At 58.7% G+C, this 20955-nt stretch carries 19 protein-coding genes; 10 read left to right on the top strand and 9 right to left on the bottom strand.

What is annotated here, in order from left to right; all coding sequences use genetic code 11:
• The first annotated feature begins 10 nt into the window (after nt 1-10).
• Nucleotides 11-1078 carry an SDR family oxidoreductase gene (locus EH164_RS03840; protein ID WP_124967352.1) on the top strand — a complete coding sequence of 356 codons (1068 nt, stop codon included), beginning with the start codon at nt 11-13 and terminating at the stop codon, nt 1076-1078.
• On the opposite strand, the gene EH164_RS03835 is transcribed toward EH164_RS03840, so the two are convergent.
• Nucleotides 1065-1838 (bottom strand): class I SAM-dependent methyltransferase, encoded by a 774-nt coding sequence (locus EH164_RS03835; protein ID WP_124967351.1) that lies wholly within the window; start codon nt 1836-1838, stop codon nt 1065-1067. The genes EH164_RS03840 and EH164_RS03835 overlap by 14 nt on opposite strands.
• Before the next feature lie 113 nt (nt 1839-1951).
• Between EH164_RS03835 and EH164_RS03830 the strand changes: the two genes are divergently transcribed.
• A complete protein-coding gene (locus EH164_RS03830) occupies nt 1952-2731 on the top strand; it encodes a helix-turn-helix transcriptional regulator (protein WP_124967350.1) in 780 nt (259 codons plus the stop codon).
• 40 nt (nt 2732-2771) lie between these two features.
• Here the strand turns inward: EH164_RS03830 and EH164_RS22895 are convergent, their stop codons facing one another.
• Entirely contained in the window at nt 2772-2960 is a 189-nt protein-coding gene (locus tag EH164_RS22895; RefSeq protein ID WP_094421972.1) for a cold-shock protein, read from the bottom strand.
• Between the two features lie 10 nt (nt 2961-2970).
• The gene (gene cspA, locus EH164_RS03820) at nt 2971-3183 is read right to left on the bottom strand and encodes an RNA chaperone/antiterminator CspA (RefSeq protein ID WP_023480861.1); all 213 of its coding nucleotides are present in this window, start codon (nt 3181-3183) and stop codon (nt 2971-2973) included.
• Nucleotides 3184-3545: 362 nt separating this feature from the next.
• Here cspA and uxuA point away from each other — a divergent pair, with 362 nt between their 5' ends.
• Nucleotides 3546-4613 carry a mannonate dehydratase gene (gene uxuA / locus EH164_RS03815; RefSeq protein ID WP_124967349.1) on the top strand — a complete coding sequence of 356 codons (1068 nt, stop codon included), beginning with the start codon at nt 3546-3548 and terminating at the stop codon, nt 4611-4613.
• 22 nt (nt 4614-4635) lie between these two features.
• Here the strand turns inward: uxuA and EH164_RS03810 are convergent, their stop codons facing one another.
• From EH164_RS03810 to opgC, 6 genes are read right to left on the bottom strand one after another with little or no spacing between them, the layout of a single operon-like run.
• Nucleotides 4636-5151 carry an ATP-binding protein gene (locus tag EH164_RS03810; protein ID WP_124967348.1) on the bottom strand — a complete coding sequence of 172 codons (516 nt, stop codon included), beginning with the start codon at nt 5149-5151 and terminating at the stop codon, nt 4636-4638.
• Between the two features lie 44 nt (nt 5152-5195).
• Complete coding sequence (locus tag EH164_RS03805) at nt 5196-5630, bottom strand: ATP-binding protein (RefSeq protein ID WP_124967347.1); 435 nt, start codon at nt 5628-5630, stop codon at nt 5196-5198.
• Nucleotides 5631-5633: 3 nt separating this feature from the next.
• The gene (locus EH164_RS03800) at nt 5634-5972 is read right to left on the bottom strand and encodes an STAS domain-containing protein (RefSeq protein ID WP_023480937.1); all 339 of its coding nucleotides are present in this window, start codon (nt 5970-5972) and stop codon (nt 5634-5636) included.
• Complete coding sequence (locus tag EH164_RS03795; protein WP_124967346.1) at nt 5972-7162, bottom strand: PP2C family protein-serine/threonine phosphatase; 1191 nt, start codon at nt 7160-7162, stop codon at nt 5972-5974. Before EH164_RS03795 ends, EH164_RS03800 begins: the two co-directional genes overlap by 1 nt.
• A gap of 9 nt (nt 7163-7171) precedes the next feature.
• Nucleotides 7172-8077, bottom strand: a complete 906-nt coding sequence (locus tag EH164_RS03790; protein ID WP_124967345.1) for a hypothetical protein — start codon at nt 8075-8077, stop codon at nt 7172-7174.
• 11 nt (nt 8078-8088) lie between these two features.
• Nucleotides 8089-9306, bottom strand: a complete 1218-nt coding sequence (gene opgC, locus EH164_RS03785; RefSeq protein WP_124967344.1) for an OpgC domain-containing protein — start codon at nt 9304-9306, stop codon at nt 8089-8091.
• A gap of 296 nt (nt 9307-9602) precedes the next feature.
• Between opgC and EH164_RS03780 the strand changes: the two genes are divergently transcribed.
• Genes EH164_RS03780 through EH164_RS03750 form a run of 7 tightly spaced genes read left to right on the top strand, consistent with a single transcriptional unit; the run spans nt 9603 to nt 20947 of the window.
• On the top strand, nt 9603-11417 hold the full coding sequence (locus tag EH164_RS03780; RefSeq protein ID WP_124967343.1) for a glycosyltransferase: 1815 nt from the start codon (nt 9603-9605) through the stop codon (nt 11415-11417).
• Nucleotides 11414-12745: a DUF3131 domain-containing protein gene (locus EH164_RS03775; protein ID WP_094421986.1), complete on the top strand. Its 1332-nt coding sequence runs from the start codon at nt 11414-11416 to the stop codon at nt 12743-12745. Before EH164_RS03780 ends, EH164_RS03775 begins: the two co-directional genes overlap by 4 nt.
• On the top strand, nt 12742-14286 hold the full coding sequence (locus EH164_RS03770) for a DUF3131 domain-containing protein (RefSeq protein ID WP_124967342.1): 1545 nt from the start codon (nt 12742-12744) through the stop codon (nt 14284-14286). Before EH164_RS03775 ends, EH164_RS03770 begins: the two co-directional genes overlap by 4 nt.
• Nucleotides 14271-15665 carry a DUF3131 domain-containing protein gene (locus EH164_RS03765; protein ID WP_124967341.1) on the top strand — a complete coding sequence of 465 codons (1395 nt, stop codon included), beginning with the start codon at nt 14271-14273 and terminating at the stop codon, nt 15663-15665. The genes EH164_RS03770 and EH164_RS03765 overlap by 16 nt, the downstream gene beginning before the upstream one ends.
• Nucleotides 15662-16099, top strand: coding sequence for a globin (locus tag EH164_RS03760; RefSeq protein WP_124967340.1), 438 nt, complete (start codon nt 15662-15664; stop codon nt 16097-16099). The genes EH164_RS03765 and EH164_RS03760 overlap by 4 nt, the downstream gene beginning before the upstream one ends.
• A complete protein-coding gene (locus EH164_RS03755; RefSeq protein ID WP_124967339.1) occupies nt 16096-18765 on the top strand; it encodes a response regulator in 2670 nt (889 codons plus the stop codon). Before EH164_RS03760 ends, EH164_RS03755 begins: the two co-directional genes overlap by 4 nt.
• A complete protein-coding gene (locus EH164_RS03750; protein ID WP_124967338.1) occupies nt 18755-20947 on the top strand; it encodes a sugar-binding domain-containing protein in 2193 nt (730 codons plus the stop codon). The genes EH164_RS03755 and EH164_RS03750 overlap by 11 nt, the downstream gene beginning before the upstream one ends.
• The last annotated feature ends 8 nt before the right edge of the window (nt 20948-20955 follow it).

Genomic DNA, 20955 nt, shown 5'->3' with positions numbered 1-20955 from the left:
GGAGCCCCCTATGCAAAAACGTGCATTGATAGTCGGTATTAGTGGCGTGATTGGTCGCGCATTGGCAGAACAACTTAAAGGCGAAGGGTGGCAGGTCAGCGGCCTGTCGCGTGGCCGCGGCGCTATTCCGGACGGGTGCGAAAGCCTGACTGCCGATCTGACAGATGCGGCGGCGGTTAACGAGGCGCTAAAAGAGGTGCAGGTTGATGCGCTCTTCTTCAGCGTCTGGTCGCGCCAGGAGAATGAGCAGGCCAATATCCGCGTTAACGGCGCCATCGTGAAAAACGTGATTGAGGCGCTCGGCGAGCGGCTTAACGGCAGCCATGTGGCGCTGGTGACCGGCCTGAAACACTACCTTGGCCCCTTCGAAGCCTACGGCAAAGGTGCGGTGCCGGTCACGCCGTTCCGCGAGGAGCAGGGTCGCCAGCCGGTGGAGAACTTCTATTACGCGCAGGAAGATGAACTCTTTGCCGGAGCAGAAAAGTATGGCTACCGCTGGAGCGTCCATCGCCCGCACACCATCATCGGCTATGCCCTCGGCAATGCGATGAATATGGGCCAGACGCTGGCGGTCTACGCCACGCTGTGCCGTGAAAAAGGCTGGCCGTTTATCTTCCCCGGCTCACCCGAGCAGTGGAACGGGCTGGCGGATGTTACCGATGCCGGTTTACTGGCCGAGCAGCTTAGCTGGGCGGCACAGAGCGAGCAGGCGGCGAACGAAGATTTCAACGCGGTGAATGGCGATGTCTTCCGCTGGAACTGGCTGTGGCCGAAGCTGGCAGCCTATTTCGGCATTGAAGCGGCGGCCTACCCGGCAAGCATGATGCCGCTGGAAAACCGCATGCAGGAGGCGCAGGCCGCCTGGACGGAGATCGCGCAGAAGTATCAGCTTCGCGAAGCGGATATCAACAAGCTGGCCTCCTGGTGGCACACGGATGCCGACCTCGGTCGCCCGATGGAAGCCTTCACGGATATGAGCAAAAGCCGCAAAGCAGGCTTTACCGGCTACCGCTCAACGCCGGACTCCTTCTTTGCGCTGTTTGACCGCCTGAAGCAGGAAAAGATTATCCCGCGTTAATGTTTTGCGCCTGAAACATCAGGGTGTCGGAGGTGAAACTGCCCTGCTCGTCGAGTGCGAAATGGCTTTTCACCTCATCCGAGGTGGTCTGTTGCAGGTAGCGGATCGCCGCGCGCAGCACCTCCGGGGTTTGCATACGCTCAACCCAGGAGGTGTACTCCAGCGCCAGCCGGCCGGTGATGAGTTTATCCACCAGCAGGCCGCTCTGCTGCGTCATCTGCAACCACTCCCCCGGCGAGTAGTTGCGCACGTGGGAGGGATCGCGCAGCACTTCGATGGTTTGCAGCCAGATATCCAGCACCGGACGGCCCGGCGAGGTAATATCCATCAGGATAAATTTGCCGCCGGGTTTCAGCACGCGTTGCACTTCACGTAACGCCTGCGGCACATCGTGCCAGTGGTGCGCCGAGTAGCGGCTTATCACCACATCAAATTCGCCTTCGGCAAAGGGCAGTGCTTCTGCCGCGCCGTGTACGGTGCGCAGGTTGCTTAACTGGCGATCGCTGGCGGCCTGGCGCACAACGGCCAGCATCTTCTCTGATAAGTCATACGCGGTGACATCGCGCACCACGCCTGCGGCAACAAAACTGGCATGCCCTGCGCCACAGCCTAAATCGAGCACTGAGGCCGCCGGGTTTTCACCCAGCCACTGCGCCAGACGCACTAAATCCTCCCCCTGCGAATGTACCTGGCTGCTTAAATAGGCCTGCGCCCGATCGCCGAACTGCTGCTGCGTTAACTGATAATGATTTACGGCCATGCTCTTTTTCCTTTTAGTGATGGGTGACGACAAACCGGCTCAGTTGCGACTGTACGACCCTTTTTATAGGGGTACAATATGGCTACTTATACTGGTATTAGCAGGTACCACCCATGGAAAACACCCTCTTTGCCGGGCCAAAAGCGCTGGGCGACTTCTTACGATCCCAGCGGGAAAACACCCTGCCTGCGGATATTGGCCTGCCCGCGCAGGGGCGGCGGCGCACGCGCGGGTTACGGCGGGAAGAAGTAGCGCAGCTTAGCGGCATCAGCACGACCTGGTATACCTGGATTGAGCAGGGACGCGATATCGTTGTCTCGCCGCAAACCCTGTCGAATATCGCCAACGTATTAAGAATGAAGCCAACCGAACGAAATTACCTCTTCCATCTGGCGCGACAAAACGATCCGCAGGAAGAGCACGTGGTGACGGTGGAAAAAGAGGTGCTGGCCTCGGTGCAGCAGATGGCATGCCCCTGCTATCTGCTCGATTTAACCTGGACGATGCTGGCGTGGAATAAGGCAGCCGAAGCGCTTTTCAGCGGCTGGCTGGATAGCGATCCGCAGCCGAATATGATGAGTTTTATGTTCCGTGATCCGCTGGCGCGCACGCTGGTGGCCGACTGGGAGCAGCGCGCCAGCCGCATTGTGGCGGAGCTGCGCGCCGATGCGATGCACTATCCGCACGACCAGGCCCTGAATAGTTTTGTTGAGAGTTTGCGTAGTGAGAGCGAGCTGTTTCGCACTTTCTGGTCGCGTCAGCAGGTAGTGGTGCGCGAAGGCGGCGAGCGGGTGTTTATGCATGCACAGCGCGGAGAGCTGCACTACCGGCAGATGACCTGGCAATTAACCAGTAACCGTTCGGTAAAAATGATTATGTTAGTTGGAGAGTGAATAACAGGCATAAAAAAAGGCCAGTAAACTGGCCTTTTTATTATTTACGGAATTCCATCGTAACGTGGTTTGACTGCATAATCGCGGCGATATTATCAAATGTCATCATTGCTGATTTGCAAAAAATACATTTGGCACCGGCCGGATTTTTCTCAGTCACGTCAAAACTGGAAACTCTGTATTGCGACCCGTGACAGCACGGGCAGCGGAAATGGATATGGTTCGTAATAAAATCGTCCTTAGCGCGGCACTACGTTAGCAGCGGCCGGGCCTTTCGCACCATTTTCAATGGTGAATTCAACTTCCTGATTTTCATCAAGAGTGCGGTAGTTATCGCTCTGGATTGCAGAGAAGTGTACGAATACATCTTTGCTGCCATCTTTAGGAGTGATGAAGCCAAAGCCTTTCTCAGCGTTGAACCATTTTACGATACCAGTCATTTTATTAGACATGTTTGTTACCCTTTTGTCTTATAGGCCTATTTAGGCGGCAATGGTCTGAGGCATTATTTATCAGCGTGTAAAGAGACCCAAAAAGAAGTAACTATCGAGGTACTTAGAGATGAGAGAGACTTTAGTGGACTACTGGCTGGAGATAATGATTTATCAAACCGACGAGTCATTAACGCACGGTTATGGCTCAGGGCGCAAGGCTTAATTTAGAAACTTTTGTCAGCATTACGTAAACGTTAGATAAGCAGCGTAACGCGAAAATGCGTTGTGTGAAGAGGATCGCAAAAAGATGCCGGGTCACGCGCTAATATCAATACTAGTATGGCAGTTAAAGTTATGGACTGATAAAGGTGGTAACAAGCATGCAAATGACGATGCGCTGGTTTGGGCCAGTCGAAGATAAAATTCCTCTGGCGCATATTCGCCAGGTTCCAGGCGTTGAAGGCGTTGTAGGCGCACTGTATGACGTGCCGGTCGGTGAAGTGTGGCCGCAGGATAAAGTGCGCGCGCTGGCCGATCAGGTTCAGCAGGCCGGGTTAAAAATGGAGGTGATTGAGAGCGTCAACATTCACGATGACATCAAAATCGGCCTGCCGAGCCGCGATCGCTTTATCGCCAACTACCAGCAAACCATCCGCCATTTAGCGGAGATCGGCATCAAAGTCATCTGCTACAACTTTATGCCGGTGTTCGACTGGATGAAGACCGAGATGAACTATGTCCTGCCGGACGGTTCCATAACCATGGCGTTCGAGAAGAAAGGCATCGATAAGACGCTGGATGAAGTGGTGAAAGAGGTGCTGGAGAACTCCAACGGTTTCGCGCTGCCGGGCTGGGAGCCAGAACGGCTGGCGAAAGTGCAGGAGCTGTTTGCCAAATATAAAGATGTCGACGAGAACAAACTGCGCCAGAACCTGGTCTATTTTCTTGAGCGCGTGATCCCGGTCTGCGAAGAGGTCGGCATCAAAATGGCGATTCATCCGGACGATCCGCCCTACTCTATCTTTGGCCTGCCGCGCATTGTGAAAAACCGCGACGATCTCGACTGGATCTGTAATGCCGTTAACTCCGAGGCCAACGGCATCACCTTATGTACCGGCTCCATCGCCGAGGATCCGGATAATAACGTCTACGAAATTCTCGCCGAGTTTACCCGCCGCAGGCGCATCCACTTCGCCCACGTGCGCAATATCAAGCTGATTCAGGATAAGGATTTCTATGAATCGGCGCACCTTTCGCGCTACGGCTCGCTCGATATGTATGAGGTGATGAAAGCCCTGCATGACAACGGCTTTGATGGCTATATCCGCCCGGATCACGGCCGCTTTATCTGGGGCGAAACCGGGCGTCCGGGCTATGGCCTCTACGACCGCGCGCTCGGCGTCACCTATCTGCACGGCTTATGGGAAGCGCTGGAAAAACGGCACTGACCCTGACCAACGGCACCGGTGTTTACCGGTGCCCTTCTTCATAGCGGCGCACATTAAAGCCCTCTTCATCGACGGGCGGCACAAAGTAGCGGGTAATCAGCTCAAACTGCGCGTCGGTAGCGGCGAAATCGTGCTCGCCCGCCGCATTGCGCTGGCGCAGGCGCGCCTTGCACGTCTCATCGCTTACCACGAGATAGTGCAGCACATGCTGCGCGCCGGACTCCTGAATCATCGACATCATCCACTGGCGGCTGGCGACGGTATTGGCGGGAAAATCGAGGATCACATTTACCCTGGCCTGTAACAGGGCGATGACGTGGGGCTTAATTGCTCGCTTAAGCACTGCGGAGTAGTGCACATAATCTTCTACGCTCTGCATCGACTCTTTAAACAGCAGTGCCAGCCAGCTATCTTCGCTGAGCACCACGCTGCCCGGCGTTTGCGTAAGCGTTGCAGCCAGGGTCGATTTACCGGAAGCGATTTTGCCGCAGAGAATATGCAGCGCTGGCCCGTTTTGGCTTGTCTCATCAATGCGCATGCTTGGCTCCCGTTAGCGCTTAACCCGAGCCCCGAGCATACGAGTTAGCCGCTCGCCTCTTCAACTCCCCATTTTTTGCACAGCGTGGCGATATTAACGTCGGCCTGGCGCTGTACGGTAAAGCTGTCAACGCTGAGCAGGATCAGCTTCAGCCCGCGCCCGCTCTCCAGATCCGGCTCCATCTCAAGGCCATTTTCCTGCTGTACCGCCAGTAAGCGTTCAGCGGGAAACCGCTCGCCGTTATCGCGAAACGTCAGTTGCACCTCCTGCGCGCCGACGGCAAACGCAATGCTAAAAGTGGCTGCGGCCTGCTCATGCAGGCTATGGCGAATAATATTGGTCGCCACTTCGCACACCGCCAAATCGAGGGCGAAGCGCCAGCCCTCATCCACCGGCAACGCGGCCATCTGCGCATTAAGCCACTCAGCAAGCGGCGAGAGCGCAGTGAGCGAGGCGGGAAAGGTTATCTCGCGAGCCATAATTCACAGCCCGAGCAGTTGCAGGGCGGCGGCTCTGTCCGCGCTGATGCGAAAAATGCGGTCCATGCGCGTCAGAGTAAACATATTTTTAATACCGGGGTTGAGGGCGCAGAGCACCATTTCGCCTTTGCCGTTCATCATCTTCATTAATGAAACCAGCGTGCCGAGGCCGCTGCTGTCAATAAAGTCCACCTTGCTGAAATCGACAATCAGCGCGCGCGGCTCATCACCCATCTCGCGGGCGATCGCCTCTTTAAAAGCCGCGGAAACGGAGGCATCCAGCCGTCGAATCGCGGGTGTCAGGATCGTCACCTGCGGCTGATGTTCGCTATCGATATTCATCACTTCTCTCCATTACGCTCAATAATTAACAGGGAAACATCATCTGCCATCTGCTCGCCGTTGCGCCAGCCGGTTAAGTGCTGGCCGAACTGCGGCAGAAGCGCGCCGATAGCCTCGTTAACATGCTGTTGCAGCCACTGCTGCAAGCGTTGCGGGCCAAACTGCTCGCCTGTGGGGTTTTCACATTCAGTTATACCGTCGCTAAAGAGGCAGAGCCGCTCGCCGGGGCGCAGCTCAAAATCGACATCATCCCAGTTGAGATCGGGCATCAGCCCAACCGGTGCGCCGCCGCTGCCAATCGGCGTGACCTCGCCCGCGGTTGAGACGATAAACGGCGTCGGATGACCGGCCTGGCAGAGCCTGCCTTTGCCGCTCGGCAAATGGATAACGCCGTAGATCATCGTGAAATAGCTCATGATCTCCGCCTCTTCGCTGCAAAAGCGGCTGTTAAGCATGCTCACCACGTCGGCGGGCGAGGCCACACTACCGTCAGCAGAAAAGAGAAAACGCTCCACCACGCGCCCCTGTAAAAACTGCCGTGCCACCGCGAGGGACATCATCGCCGCACCGACGCCGTGGCCTGAGACATCAACACAGTAAAACCCCAAATGATCGTCTAACTGAAAGAGATTAAACACATCGCCAGAGACCCACGCGGAGGGCAGAAACAGCCAGTCGGAAAAGTAGTCGTGATAGCGCAGCTGATGGGCGGGCAGAATCGAGTGCTGAATGCGCGCCGCGGCTTGCAGATCCTGCTCAATCTGCTGGAGCGCCTCGCTGAGCCGCGCATTGCGTGCCGCGAGCGTCGCCTCCAGCGCCAGAATGCGCGAACCGGCATGCAGCCGCGCGCGCAGCTCGCTCTGCTCCACCGGCTTGCTGAGAAAGTCATCTGCGCCTGCATCAAACCCCTGCGCCAGATCGCCGGGGTTTTCCCGTGCGGTGAGCAAAATCAGATAGATATAGTGGCCAAACTGCCGCTCGCGGATTTCGCGACACAGGGTTAAGCCATCCATCTCCGGCATCTCCCAGTCGCTTATCACCATGCTGACCGGCGAATTCGCCAGTATCTCCAGCGCGCTGACGCCGTTTTCCGCTTCGCTGACCACATAGCCCCACTGCGCCAGCATGCGTGAGAGCAGGCGGCGATAAATGGGCGAATCCTCCACCACAAGCACATGCTGTTGGGCCACGGCGGCTCCTTATAACGGTAAAAACCAGATCAGGCTGACGGTCCCTTCGCGGAATTTGCCATTGCCGCTCTTGTGGCCGGGGTAGCGCGTGCCGGCGAAGTTGGCGTACTGCAACGAGAAGGAGCCGGGCGTGTAGCCTGCATAACCAAAGCTGTAGCTGTAATCGCCGTTCCACGGCTGTTGCTGGCTGCGATCCGGGAACCAGAAGGCGGTAGCGCGCACAAAGAAGTGCTGTTTAAAGGTGTAACCGCAGCCGCCAAGCACCACGTTTTTGTTCTGCTCAATATCGTTACTTTTCAAATCGTAGTAACGCGGCACCCAGCTATAGCCGACCTGGCAAATCAGTGAATCGCCTTTGTTAATCAGCAGCTTATTTTCAACGGGTTTCGGCAGTGAGAATTTATAGGCCAGCGTCACCGCCCCCTGTTCGAAATAGGTTTTGCGCTTGCTGCCCGACGTCCAGAAGTGGTTATCGCCATAGTTGCTGTAGACCAGGCTGACGGTGTTGGCATGCCAGTCGTCATAGCCAAAGCTGTAGCGAAAATCGGTGGTGTAGCGGCTGGTGTCCGTCACCGGCACGCGGGTGGTGATATTGGCAAACCAGAAGCTGTAGGGCGAGTATTGCAGGCTCAGGTTAACGGTCTGATTCACTTTTCTTTTCTGCCCGGCGCTGCTGGAACTGTTCGGGATCGTTACCCACTGCTCTTTCAGGCCAGTACCAAAGCTGAGCGCGCCGGAAAAGGGTTTGTTGTTACCGGAAAAAAGACGCCCCCAGCGGCTGGTAAAGACGCCGACCTGCACCGGATCGCCGTTGCTGTCGCGCAACGACTCGCTCTCCGCTTCACTCTTTTGCGCCGCATTCGCTGCCGGTAAGGCGGCGAGTAGCGCGCAGGCCAGTAAATATCTCTCCCGCATTCCGCCTTTCCTCAGTTAGGTATCCAGCGCGCGCCGACATTATATTTCGCCAGCAGCCACAGCACGCCGAGCGCCGCCGCATGTACCAGCGTGTTGACGATCCATGCCTGCCGCCAGAGATCGAAGGTGACGAACTGGCTCACCGCCAGCACCACATAGACATGCAGAATAAAGACATACAGCGAGTGCTGACCGAGCGGGATAAGAAACCAGCCGGTCAGGCGATAGATGGGTCGCCAGCACCAGGTCAACAGCAGATAGACCGTCACCATCAGGCTGATATCATTCAGCACCCGCACCGGACCAAGACCATTTTTCGCCGCCCAGGTGTGGTAAAACGCGTTGAAATCGGCAGGAGGAATCACATGCATCAGCAGTTCCGGCGGCATAAAGGGGTTGGTGTGGTTCTGGGCAACGAAGCCCAAAATCAGCGCAACGATCACCAGCGCCACAATCACCACTTTGCCCGGCGGCGTGCGCGCCAGCGAGAGCAGCTCGGCTTTGTACCAGCCGCAGCTCATACCGAGGACAAAAATGAATTGCCAGGCGAGCAGCGGAAAGGCGAACTCAAACTCGGACACCGTCACCCGCACCGGCCAGCGCTGCCAGCAGCCATACACTAGTAGCGAAAGACTTAATAACCACCACACCCTGCCCTGTTTAAGCAGCGCCAAAAAGAGCGGGCTTAATAGCAGCAGGAAAATATAGAGGCCAAGGATTTGCGTCTGGTGCGGCCCGATTTGCAAATAGAGCACGATGTTAAACCATGTCTCTTTTATTTGCGGCGTCACCGGATAAAGCGACCATGATGTTCCGGAAAATCGGTCTGTAAAGTGGGTCACTTCGAACACATTTATAAAAGGCAAAAAACCGAGCAGCAGCATCGACAATATGATGATGATATTAACGCGATATATTTTCCACGCTCGCAGATATAATCCCCAGCAAATCGTTAATAGCGCCGCCTTTTGCAACCGCGCCCGATTAAGCATTCCCAGCATAAACCCAGAGAGAATAACAAAACCTTCTGCACCGGTCGTTAAGCCAAAACGCTCCCACGAAAATATATTAAATATCGACATCACTTCCGTATGCGCCACCACCATCATCACCAGCGCAGTACCGCGCATTAAATCGATACGCAAATCGCGGCTACCGGCAACAGAATAGCGCCATGCCGTTGATTCTACGTTATCTTTTTGCGTTAGCGCGGGTGCCATCTGGCTCATAAAAGTAACCTGTTAAGTGCGGCAATAAAACAACAGGGAAATTATTTAGATAGCTTAAATAAACGAGACTGGCAATGTTAGCGAAGTGAAAAGCGCACCGGTAAAATCATTCAAATTGATATTAAATTAACTGCAACGAATTATTCCGCGCTGCGCTTTGCTGGAAACTTTTAATCAGCCATCTACACTTACATTACTTTTTGTTTTACCGGGAAGTTATTACGCCAGGCCGCGAAACAGGTCCGCCTGGGTATTATCTGATTTCTTATTATCACGGAATAAAGATAACAACCGCTATGGGCTTCTACTTTTCCCGATTTGAAGATCGCAAACCGCCCGAGCCGCTGAAAACGCCGCGCTGGGCGATGATTACCTGGCAGATATTAGCGGTTGCGGCGCTGATTCTGGGTGCGAATTATATCTACTGGCGCTGGACGGCGTCGCTGAATATGGATGCCCTGTGGTATGCCATTCCGCTGGTATTAGCGGAAACGCTGGCGTGGATCGGCACGGTGTTATTTACCATCAACCTGTGGAAGGAGGAGGATCCGCCGCAAGCGCCGCCGCCGCAGGAGATCAATGACTGCCTGGGCGCAGATGAAGCGGTCGAACCGCGCCCGGTGAAAGTGGACCTCTTTATCGCTACTTACTCAGAAGATGTTGAGCTGGTCAGGCTCTCTATCCGCGATGCGATGAAAATGGCGTACCCCTTTCCCCTCGATTACCGCGTGCACGTGCTGGATGACGGGCGACGCCCGGAGATGAAAGCCGTCTGTGACGAAGAGGGGGTCAATTACATTACCCGGCAGACCAACATTGGCTACAAAGCGGGTAACCTGCGTAACGGTCTCGAGCAGACCGACGGCGATTTTCTGGTGATTTGTGATGCCGACACCCGCGTCTTCCCGACCCTGCTCGCCCATACCCTCGGCTACTTCCGCAACCCGGACGTGGCGTGGGTGCAGACGCCGCAGTGGTTTTACGACCTGCCAGCCGGGGAGAACCTCTCCCGCTGGCTGGAGCGAAAAACCGGCAAGGTGGGCTACGCCTTTGGCTGGCTGGCGCAGAAAATTGTCGGCCCGGTAACGATGGGCCGCGACCCCTTCTTTAACGATCCGCGCATGTTTTACGATGTGATCCTGCGCCGCCGTAACTGGGCCAACGCCGCCTTCTGCTGCGGCGCGGCGTCGGTGCACCGGCGCGAAGCGGTGATGCAGGCGGCGCTGCGCAGCTATGTCTGGACGGTGGAGGAGGAGATCGACCGCCATACGCGCGATATCCGCGATCCCGCCACCCGCGAGGCGCTCCAGGACGCGATGCGTCCCCATGTCGCCTTCGATACCGAACTGACGCCCTATAAATTCCACGTCTCGGAAGATATCTACACCTCGATCCTGCTTCATGGCGATGCGGCGCGAAACTGGCGCTCGGTAATGCACCCGCGTGTCGAATCAAAAATGTTATCGCCGCAGGATATGTTGACGTGGATGATCCAGCGCTTTAAGTATGCCGCCGGATCGCTGGATATTCTGTTTCACGACAACATCTTCAGCCGCCGCCGCTTTAAGCTCTCGCTGCCGCAAACCCTGATGTACGCCACCACCTTCTGGTCCTATATGGCCTGCGTCTGGAACGCCATTTTCCTGATTTCGCCGATTATCTACCTCTTCACCGGCATTCCGCCGGTGTCGGCCTGGTCGACGCCCTTTTATCTCCACTTCCTGCCCTTTTTTATCCTCTCGGAGCTGGCATTTATGTTTGGCACATGGGGCATCTCCGCCTGGGATGGGCGCGCGTCCTACCTCTCCTTCTTCTCGATGAACCTGCGGGCGCTGAATACGGTGCTGCGCGGCGAGCAGATCAAGTTTCACGTTACGCCGAAGGAGCGCCAGACCGGGCGCTTTCTCTACCTGGTGAAGCCGCAAATCGCCATCGTGTTGCTCACCCTGACCGGGCTGATTTGGGGCGGCATTCAGGTGGCGCGCGGCCAGGTGGATGATCCTTCCGGCTACGTTATCAATATCTTTTGGGGTGCCGTCAACATTGCTGCGATGTTGCCGCTGATCCTCGCCGCCATCTGGACGCCGGACGAAGAGGAGGCGCGAACATGAGAACGCGCGACGCACTGCTTTCTGCACGCAGTTACATCACTATCCTGCTCGGTTTTCTGCTCGGCTTCGCCATAGTGGTGTGGGTGGAAAAACAGATGCCGACCCGCGTTGAGAGCAGCGGTGGCATGGCGCTGAGCAAAGATTTCCCGCCGCTGCCCACCTCGCGCGCGCTCACCTTTGAGGAGGCGATCTGGGCACGCGTGGCCTGGCAATATTACGTCAACAATACGCAACCCAACGGGTTGCCGAATGCGCAGGATGGGCAGGCGTGGTTCAGCTTATGGAGCGCGGGAAGTTATCTGCTGGCGGTGATCGCCGCGCAGCAGTTGCACATCCTCAGCGAAGCAGAAAGCGATGCGCGCATCAGCAATGCGCTGGCAACTCTCGGCGGGCTGCCGCTTACGCCGCAGGGCGTGCCGGCGGCCTACTATCACTCCGACACTTTGAAAATTCTTGGCAAGCCGGAAAGCTCCGCCATCGGCATGGGTCGCCTGCTGGTGGCGCTGCAAACCCTGCTCTGGCGCTCGCCGCAGCACGCGGAGGCGGTGCGCGATCTCTTTAACCGCTGGCAGGTGGGTGCGCTTATCGTCACCAGCGGCGCAACGCAGGCCGCCGCGCCGCTGCATCACTGGGCGCTGGCGAGCGATGAGCCGCGCAACAGCTTTGGCTATCGACTTTATGCCAGCCATACGCTGCGGCTGATCGACAGCGCCGCCGGGCTGGCGGTGACCAATCCGCCGGAAGGGCAGCAGATGATCGATATCGACGGCATTATGGTGCCCGATGAGGGGTTGCGTACGCCGTGGGGTCGCCAGCCTTCGCTGATTAGCCTCCCCTATCTGTTGACCGGCCTCGAGCTGGGCTTCGATGCGCAGAGCGCCGAAATCGCCTTTCGCATCATGCAGATCCAGCAGCGCCGCCACAGCCTGCGGGTACGCAAACCGCCCATCAGCACCGACTATGCCGAACCCGCGCCGGACTTTATCAATGACCTGCCCAACCGCCAGCCTATCGACAACGAGGCGCTGCGCGATGCACCGCCGGAGCTGACGGCAATCACCTCCACCCGCTCGGCCTTCGCCTGGTATGCCCTGTTTCGCAACAGCTGGAGCGAGGCCCTGCGCCAGCAAGCGCAGGTGCTGCAAGTGCCGGGCAAAGGGTGGCAGCGCGGGCATAACCTCAATAACAGCGTGAACAGTGTGATTGATGCCGACACCAATGCCATCGTGCTGGAGAGCCTGGCCTATATCGCCCACGGCCAGATGCTGTGCCTGGCCTGTTTTAATCCCGCGCCCCGTTCCCCTTCGTCAGCAGGAGCTACGCCATGAAGCTGAAAGCACTTCTCTTTTTTCCCCTGTTGGCAGGGCTAATGGCGCTCTGGATGACGCTGAGCCAGGCGCGCGCCGGCGATCTTCCGGCATCGGACTACGCACCGCGCAGCGGCAAGCTGACGGCGCAAGAGATGACGATGGCGAGAAACGCCTGGCAATATTTTGTCGCCAACTACCAGCCCACCACCGGGCTGGTTAACGCGGTAAATAAATACCCCTCCACCACTATGTGGGACAGCGCCTCCTACCTTGCTGCGCTAACGGCAGCGCGCGAACTGGGAATTATCGATAAAGCGGAGTTTGACCGGCGGATGCTGAAGATCCTCGCCACCATCAACAAGCTGGATCTGTTTCGCAATGAACTGCCCAACAAAGCCTACAACACCCTCACCGCGCAGAAGGTGAACTACACCAACAAACCCGGCGAGATTGGCTTCTCGGCGCTGGATATCGGCCGCATGCTGATCTGGCTGAAGGTGATCAAAGAGCGCTACCCGGAGTATGGCAACAGTATCGATAACATCGTGCTGGGCTGGGATTTCAGCCATGCTGTTGACCCGTGCGGCACCCTCTACGGTGCTTACCTCGAAAACGGCCAGCCGAAGTATGTGCAGGAGGGGCGCCTCGGGTATGAGGAGTATGGCGCCGCCGGTTTCCAGCTCTGGGGCTTCAACACCTGCCAGGCGAGCCGACCGCAGCCTTATGAGCTGGCGGAAATTTACTGCGTGCTGGTGCCGTACGACACGCGCGATCCGCGTGCCACCTCGCAGCACAACTATGTGGTGACTGAATCCTATCTGCTCTACGGCCTTGAGTTCGGCTTTGATAACCCGAACGATCGCAACAACAGCCCGCGCAACTACTCCCATCCGTGGATGAAAAACTTCGCCGACCGCGTCTACCAGGCGCAGGAGAACCGCTACACCATTACCGGCGTGCTCACCGCCCGCTCCGAGCACCAGCTCGATAAAGCCCCCTACTTCGTCTACGACACGGTCTACACCGACGGTTATGACTGGAACACCATTACCGATAAAGGGCAGTTTATGCCCAGCGCTGCCGCCGTCTCCCTGAAAGCGGCGCTCGGCATGTGGGTGCTGTGGGATTCTCCCTACACCGATCGCCTGATGAGCGCCATCGAGAACGCCAACGAAGAGGGCAAAGGGTATTACGAAGGGCTGTATGAGAATGGCGACGGCCCGATCAAAGAGTTCACCGCCAACAACAACGGCATCATGCTTGAGGCGCTGCTGTTCAAAAAAGAGGGTAAGCTGCTGCAATTCAACACCGATAACCCGAAAAACCGCAACTTCGCCCCGTCGCTGTGGGAGAAGAAGCTGGTCGATCTGTTTGAGGAGAATAACGCCCGCCGCAACCGACCGTTCCTTGAAAGCACGCCGTCGGTGAAAAACTGGTGTCAGCAGACCGGCACCACCCAGCGCACAAAACCTGCCTGCCAGGCGTGCCAGTGTGCCTCCTGTAACGCGGATGAGCCTGTGAAGCTGCCGCCGGTGACTGCGCAATGTCTAAAACCGTAGTTCGCTGGCTGGCGATCCTTCTGCTGCTGCTCGCCGCCGCCTTTGCGCTATTTAGCGAGGGCGGCGCAGGCTGGCGCTGGCTGACGAAAGGGGCGTGGAACACCACCGCGCGCGTCAGCAGCCTGACGCAGCAGGAGCGCGAGTGGGCCACTATTGCCTGGCGCTACTTCGTTAATAACACCCAACCGCAAACCGGGCTGGTCAACGGCAGCGACAAACAGCCGCGCGTTACGCTGTGGCAGATGGGCGACACGCTTATCGCCCTGCTGGCGGCAAAAGATCTCGATCTGGTTGACGATAAGGAGTTTGACGCGCGCCTCACCCGCCTGCTCGGCACCCTCAACCGGCTGATGCTCACCGATACCCGAACGCCGGGCAGGCTCTACTCCAGCCAGACGGCGACCATCGTTGATTTTAGCGGCAAGCCGGTGAAGAGCGGCTGGTCGGCGAAAGATATGGCGCGGCTGATGCTGGCGCTGCGCCTCACCGCCGAGCGCGCGCCGCAGTACCGCGAGTACCTCGACAAAGTGATCCTGCGCTGGAACTTCTGCCCGGTCATGGATAGCGAAGGCGAGCTGTGGTCCGCCTCGCTGCAAAACGGCCAGCCGGTGGTGCGCGAAGAGCTGCGCCTCGGCGAGAGCGAATATGCCGCCAGCGCCTTCCGCCTGTGGGGTTTCCCCGCCGGGAAAGCGCTCACGCCGCCGTCGAAAAACGTCATCATCTACCAGCGCAGCCTGCCGGTGGATGCCCGCGATCCGCGCACCACCTGGCAGCCGTCGATCCTCTCGACGGTGCCAGCGATGCTGCCGGGGCTGGAGTTTGGCTGGCAGCCGCCGGGATTGAGCGATGAGGTGCAAACCCTGCTGCGCGATCGGGCGCAGGGCGTCTGGCTGACGCAGAAAACGCGCTGGGAAAAAGAGAAGACCCTCACCGCCCGCGCTGACTTCACCCTCGCGCAGGCACCGTGGCACGTGGAGGATAGCGTCTGGGGCAATGGCTATGCATGGAACACCCTCGGCGATGACGGAAAATATTACCCGCGGCTGTCGCAGGTAACGACCAAAGCGGTGTTTGCCCTGTGGGTGTTGTGGGACACCGCCTACACCAACGCCCTGATGGCGGTGACGGAACATCTTAACGACCCCGAACGCGGCTGGTTTGAAGGGCGCGTTGAGGCGACGGGTGATATCAACAAAATGGTGACGCTCTCCACCAACGCGATGGTGCTGGAGGCGCTGCTCTACAAAGCCAACGGCGGGCCGCTCTTTCGCGACGGTTTAATCGATGATGAGAGCTATTTCGTGCGCCGCACGACAGATGAATTTAACAAACCCGGCCTCTGCCTGCCGGGTGAACGCACCCCGAGGGCCGCGCCATGAAATTCTACCGCGATCTCTTTGAAGCGAGTCTGAGCCGCGTCTTCCCCGATGATGAGAAGCGCGCCTTCTTTAACGCCTTCTACACCACCTTTATGCACATGTCGCCGGAGACGGAGCAGCACTTCGCCCGCTTCGGGAGTGAAGAGGGGCAACAGCTGGTTTATAAGAGCTTCTTTGCCATGCTGGCGGTCGACGGCGCGCTGTTTGTGCCCGATTTCCTCGAGCGGCTGGCGCGCGAACAGAACACCGACGGCCTGCGCTTGCCGCCGCGTTTTTTTGCCCTCTGGCGTGAAGCGATGTTAATCACCGTGCGCCAGCGCGACCCGCAGTGCGATGAAGAGACGCTGACCGCGTGGGCAATGGCGATTGCGCCGGGGCTGGAGTACCTGCGCCGACAGGCGGAACTGCACTACCAGGCCGGGGAGGCATCATGACAACAGCCTGCCATTTTGACCTCAACGCCCTGCCCGCGGCGGTGCTGATCTACGATCGCCACGAGCGGCTGCTGGCGTGGAATGCGCAGGTAGAGGCGTTTTATCCGGCACTGACCGGTGGGCTAAAGACGGGGGCGACGCTGCAAAGCCTGGCAGAGAAGTTTATCGACGCGGCCTATAACACCGACCCGAGCCGCCGCCAGACGCTGCGCGAGGCGATCATTCGCAACTGCCGCCAGGATAACCACCGCGAAGTGCGCCAGGCGGGGCAGCGCCGCCTGTTTGTTCACCACCAGCGGCTGGAGGATGGCAGCATCGTCAGCCTGCACAGCGACATCACACAGCTGGATGAAGCCCAGCGCTCGCGCCAGCAGCTACATGATGATTTTCTGCTCACCGCCGACTCTATTCATATCGGCATCTGGGACTGGCAGATCTCGGCCGACAATTTGCAGGTCAACGACACGCTGCTGACGATGATTGGCCTTCCGCGCAGCCAGTGGCATCATCCGGCGCGCTTTCTGCTCAATCTGGTGCATGAGGAGGATCGCGCCCGCCTGCGCCAGGCGATGCAGGGTTCAACCCGCCACCACGTTCCGGTGTTTGAGTGTGAAATCCGCGTTCGCCATCAGAGCGAGGAGTGGCGCTGGATGCTGCTCTCCGGCCAGGTGGTAACGCTGACCATGCAGGGCGACGCGGAGCGGGTGGTCGGCACGTTGCAGGATATCACCCGCCGTAAAGAGGCGGAGCTGCTGGCGATTGAGGCGGCAAAGGTGGCGCGTGATGCCAACGAGGCGAAGAGCGCCTTTCTGGCGAATATGAGCCATGAAATACGCACGCCGATGAACGGCATCCTCGGCATGACGCAACTCTGCCTCGACACGCAGCTCAGCAGCGAGCAGCGGGAGTACCTCTCGCTGGTGATGAGTTCGGCACAGTCGCTGCTGCATATCATCAATGACATCCTCGACTTTTCGAAAATCGAGGCGGGGAAAATTATTCTCGATGAGGAGCCGCTGGAGATCCGCCCCTTTATCCAGGCGCTGATCCGCCCGCATATGCCCGCCGCCAGCGAAAAAGGCATTGAACTGCTGGTCGATATCGATCCCGCCGTGCCGGAGGTCGTCTCCATCGATGGCCCCCGGCTGCGGCAGATCCTCACCAATCTGCTCGGCAACGCGCTGAAATTTACCCATCAGGGTGAAGTAGTGCTCGCCATCTCGCCGGGCGAGGAATCTGGTAGCTGGCGGTTTGCGGTGCGCGACAGCGGCATCGGCATTCCCGCCGAGAAGCAGCAGGCGATCTTCGAAGCCTTCAGCCAGGCAGACAGTTCCACTACCCGTCGCTATGGCGGCACCGGGCTGGGGCTGACTATCTCCGCGCGGCTGGTGAAGATGATGGGCGGCGAACTGGCTGTAGCCAGTGAACCGGGCGTGGGCAGCGAGTTCGCGTTCAGCTTAACGCTGGTGAGCCAGCCTGCCGCACTGGCGGCAATGCAGATGACGCGTTTTAGCGGCGAGCGGGTGCTGGTGGTGGATGATAACAGCACCAACCTGCGCCTGCTGGAGACGATGCTGACGCAGATGGGGCTTGTGCCGCACTGCGTCGATAACGCCCACCAGGCGCTGCGCCTGACGGCAGAGAGCGAACCCTTTCCGCTGATCCTGCTTGATGCGCAGATGCCGGAGATGGATGGCATTTCGCTGGCGCTGGAGCTTTCGGTGCTGCCGCAGGCGAGCCAGAGCCGCATCATTATGCTCAGTTCCATGAACCGCCACTTCGATGCGCGGATGCTTAAACGCATCGGCATCGCCCACTACCTGCATAAACCGGTGGCGCAAAGCGAGCTAAACCAGGCGATCGCCAGCGTGCTGGCACCGGGTCGCCTGCCGGAGCCCGCTCCCGCCGAACAGCCTGCCGCACCGCAAATGGCAGCCAGCGCGCTGCGTATTCTGCTGGCGGAAGATAATCTGGTGAACCAGAAACTGGCGCTGCGTCTGCTGGAGCGGCTCGGCCATCACGCCGAGGTGGTCGATGACGGGCGCGCGGCGCTCGATCGCTGGCATGAAGGGGGCTGGGATCTGATCCTGATGGATCTGCAAATGCCCGGCATGGATGGCGAAACGGCGATCCGCCTGCTGCGCGAAGAGGAACGGATGCACACGCTCAGCCACCAGCCGGTGATCGCCATGACCGCGCACGCCATGCAGGGTGATAAAGAGCGCTGCCTGGCAATGGGCTTTGATGGCTATATCGCCAAGCCGGTAAGCCAGCAGGCGCTGCACGATGAACTGACCCGCATTACGCAACAGGACGATGAAGGGTTGCCCACGCAGAGCGCCCTGCTCGCCCAGTGCGCCGACGATGCTGAACTGGTTAACGAGCTGCTGGCCCTGTTTAGCGAAAGCGTAGGGACAATGCAGGCCGCGATTGCCGATGCCATCCACACCAACGATCGCGACGGACTGCGGCGCGCGGCGCATAAACTGCGCGGTGAGGCGATCGCCCTTGATTTCACCCGTCTGAGCCAACTGCTGCAACAGCTTGAGAGCCAGGCGATCGGCCTCGATCAACAGGCACTGGATAACCTGCACACGACGCTTCGCGAGGAATTTGTACGCGTTGAGGCGTGGCTGCAACGCCGGGAGGCAAACCATGATGCGTAACGCGCTGCTGCTGTCGCTCTTACTCTCAACCCAGGCTTTCGCCGCTGCGCTGCCCGTCACCTGGTCCCTTGCCGGAGAGTGGCGCGTGCACGATGCCAACGATCCCGCTTTCGATGGCGTCAGCGCCTCCAGCGCCGACTGGCGCACCCTGCGCGTGCCCGCTAACTGGTACAGCGACGGGCTGGATCACCAGGGCGCGCTCTGGTACCGGCACAGCTTTACCCTGCCTGAGCAGTCTGCCGATACGCTGGCGACGCTGGTGTTTGACGGCGTCGACTACCTGGCCGACGTGACGCTGAACGGCAAGCGGCTGGCGCATCATGAGGGCTACTATCAGCGCTTTCCGGTGGATGTCAGCCAGGCGCTACGCCGCCATAACCAGCTAACGGTGCGCGTCGATAGCCCGTTCGAAGATCCCAAAACTATCTGGCCGCTGCATAAAACGATGGTCAAAGGGGTGCTGAACCAGCATGACACCCGCCCTGGCGGTGCCTGGTCGGCGCAGGGGCAGGATGCCAACTCCGGCGGTATCTGGGCACCGGTCCGGCTGCACCTTAGCCGCGGGGCGGCCATCGATGAGATTATCCTGCGCCCGCTGTGGCAGGAGGGGCTGGCGAAGCCGATGCTGCGTGCCGAGATCCGCTACCGGGCGAAACAGGCCGGGCCGGTGACGCTGCGCCTGGCGGCGAAGCCGGATAATTTTTATGGCCGCGACTACCGTCAGGAGTTCCCGGTCACACTTGAGACAGGCGACAGCAAGCTGCTGACGGTGACGCTACCAATGGAGGCCGCCAGGCTCTGGTGGCCGGTCGGTCACGGTAAACCCAACCTCTACCGCGTTCGCGCCTCGCTGATCGATCGGCAAGGGGTGATGGATACCGCCGTCACGCGCACCGGCCTGCGCAAAATGGAGGAAGCGCCGGATAACAAAGGCTGGCGCATCAACGATAAACGCCTGTTTGTGAAGGGCAGCAACTATATCGGCTCGCCGTGGCTCGGCACCATGACGCGCGCCAGGTATCGCCAGGACTTCGAACTGGTAATGGGGATGAACGCCAATGCGATACGCGTGCATGGTCATGTCGCCGGGCGCGCGCTGTATGACGTCGCCGATGAGATGGGGCTGATGATCTGGCAGGATGTGCCGTTGCAGTGGGGCTATAACAACAGCAGCGAGTTTGCCGATAACGCCGCCCGCCAGACGCGGGAGATGGTGGCGCAGTTCGGCAACTCCCCGGCGATTGTGGCCTGGGGTGGGCACAACGAGCCGCCGTGGAACTCGCCGTGGATGGAGAAGCGCTTTAAAGACTGGAATAAAGATCTTAACCGCGAGCTGACGCAGAAAGTGGCGGACGCGCTGGCCGAGGACACCTCGCGCATTGTGCACCGCTACTCCGCCGTGGAGGAGCACTACTGGCAGGGGTGGTACTTCGGCACCATGCGCGATGTGCTGGCTCCGGCGAAAACCGGCATCATCACCGAGTTTGGCGCGCAGGCGCTGCCGCGCCTCTCCACCCTCAAAACCATTATTCCCGCCAGCGAGATGTGGCCTAAGAGTACCGATGCGAAGGATCCCGGCTGGGATCGCTGGAAGTACCACAACTTCCAGCCGTTCCAGACCTTTGGTTTTGCCAAAGTGCCGCGCGGCGAGAATATTCAGCAGACCATCGACAATACCCAGCGTTACCAGGCGGAGCTGGTGGCAATGGCGGCAGAGAGCTATCGCCGCCAGCGTTATCAACCGGTTACCGCCCTGTTCCACTTTATGTTTGTCGAGACCTGGCCGTCGATCAACTGGGGCGTCGTTGACTATCTGCGTCAGCCGAAAGCGGGCTATTACGCGCTGCAAACTGCCTATCAACCGCTGCTGCCCTCTATCGAGCCGGTCACGGCAAACTGGCAGACCAATAAAGCGAATATCCTGCGGCTGTGGGCAATTAACGACAGCTGGTCGGCCTGCGAAAAGTGCACGCTAAAGTGGCGCATCACGCAAAACGACAGCAGCCTGGAGAGCGGTGAGCTGCCGCTGACCCTCGAAGCAGATTCCGGCCAGATGGTGAAAGAGCTTTCGGTAACCCCCACCGCGCCCGGCGAAGTCAAAATCGCTTACTGGATTGAAGACCAGCAGGGCAAAGTGGTCGGTAAAAACGCGCGCGTGGAAGCAGTGACGGCCGCACCGTGACAGGTGCG

Source organism: Kosakonia sp. CCTCC M2018092, assembly GCF_003864115.1.
Taxonomy (GTDB): domain Bacteria; phylum Pseudomonadota; class Gammaproteobacteria; order Enterobacterales; family Enterobacteriaceae; genus Kosakonia; species Kosakonia cowanii.
Note: the sequence above shows the minus strand (reverse complement) of the source record. Positions and strands in the feature narration are given on the sequence as shown.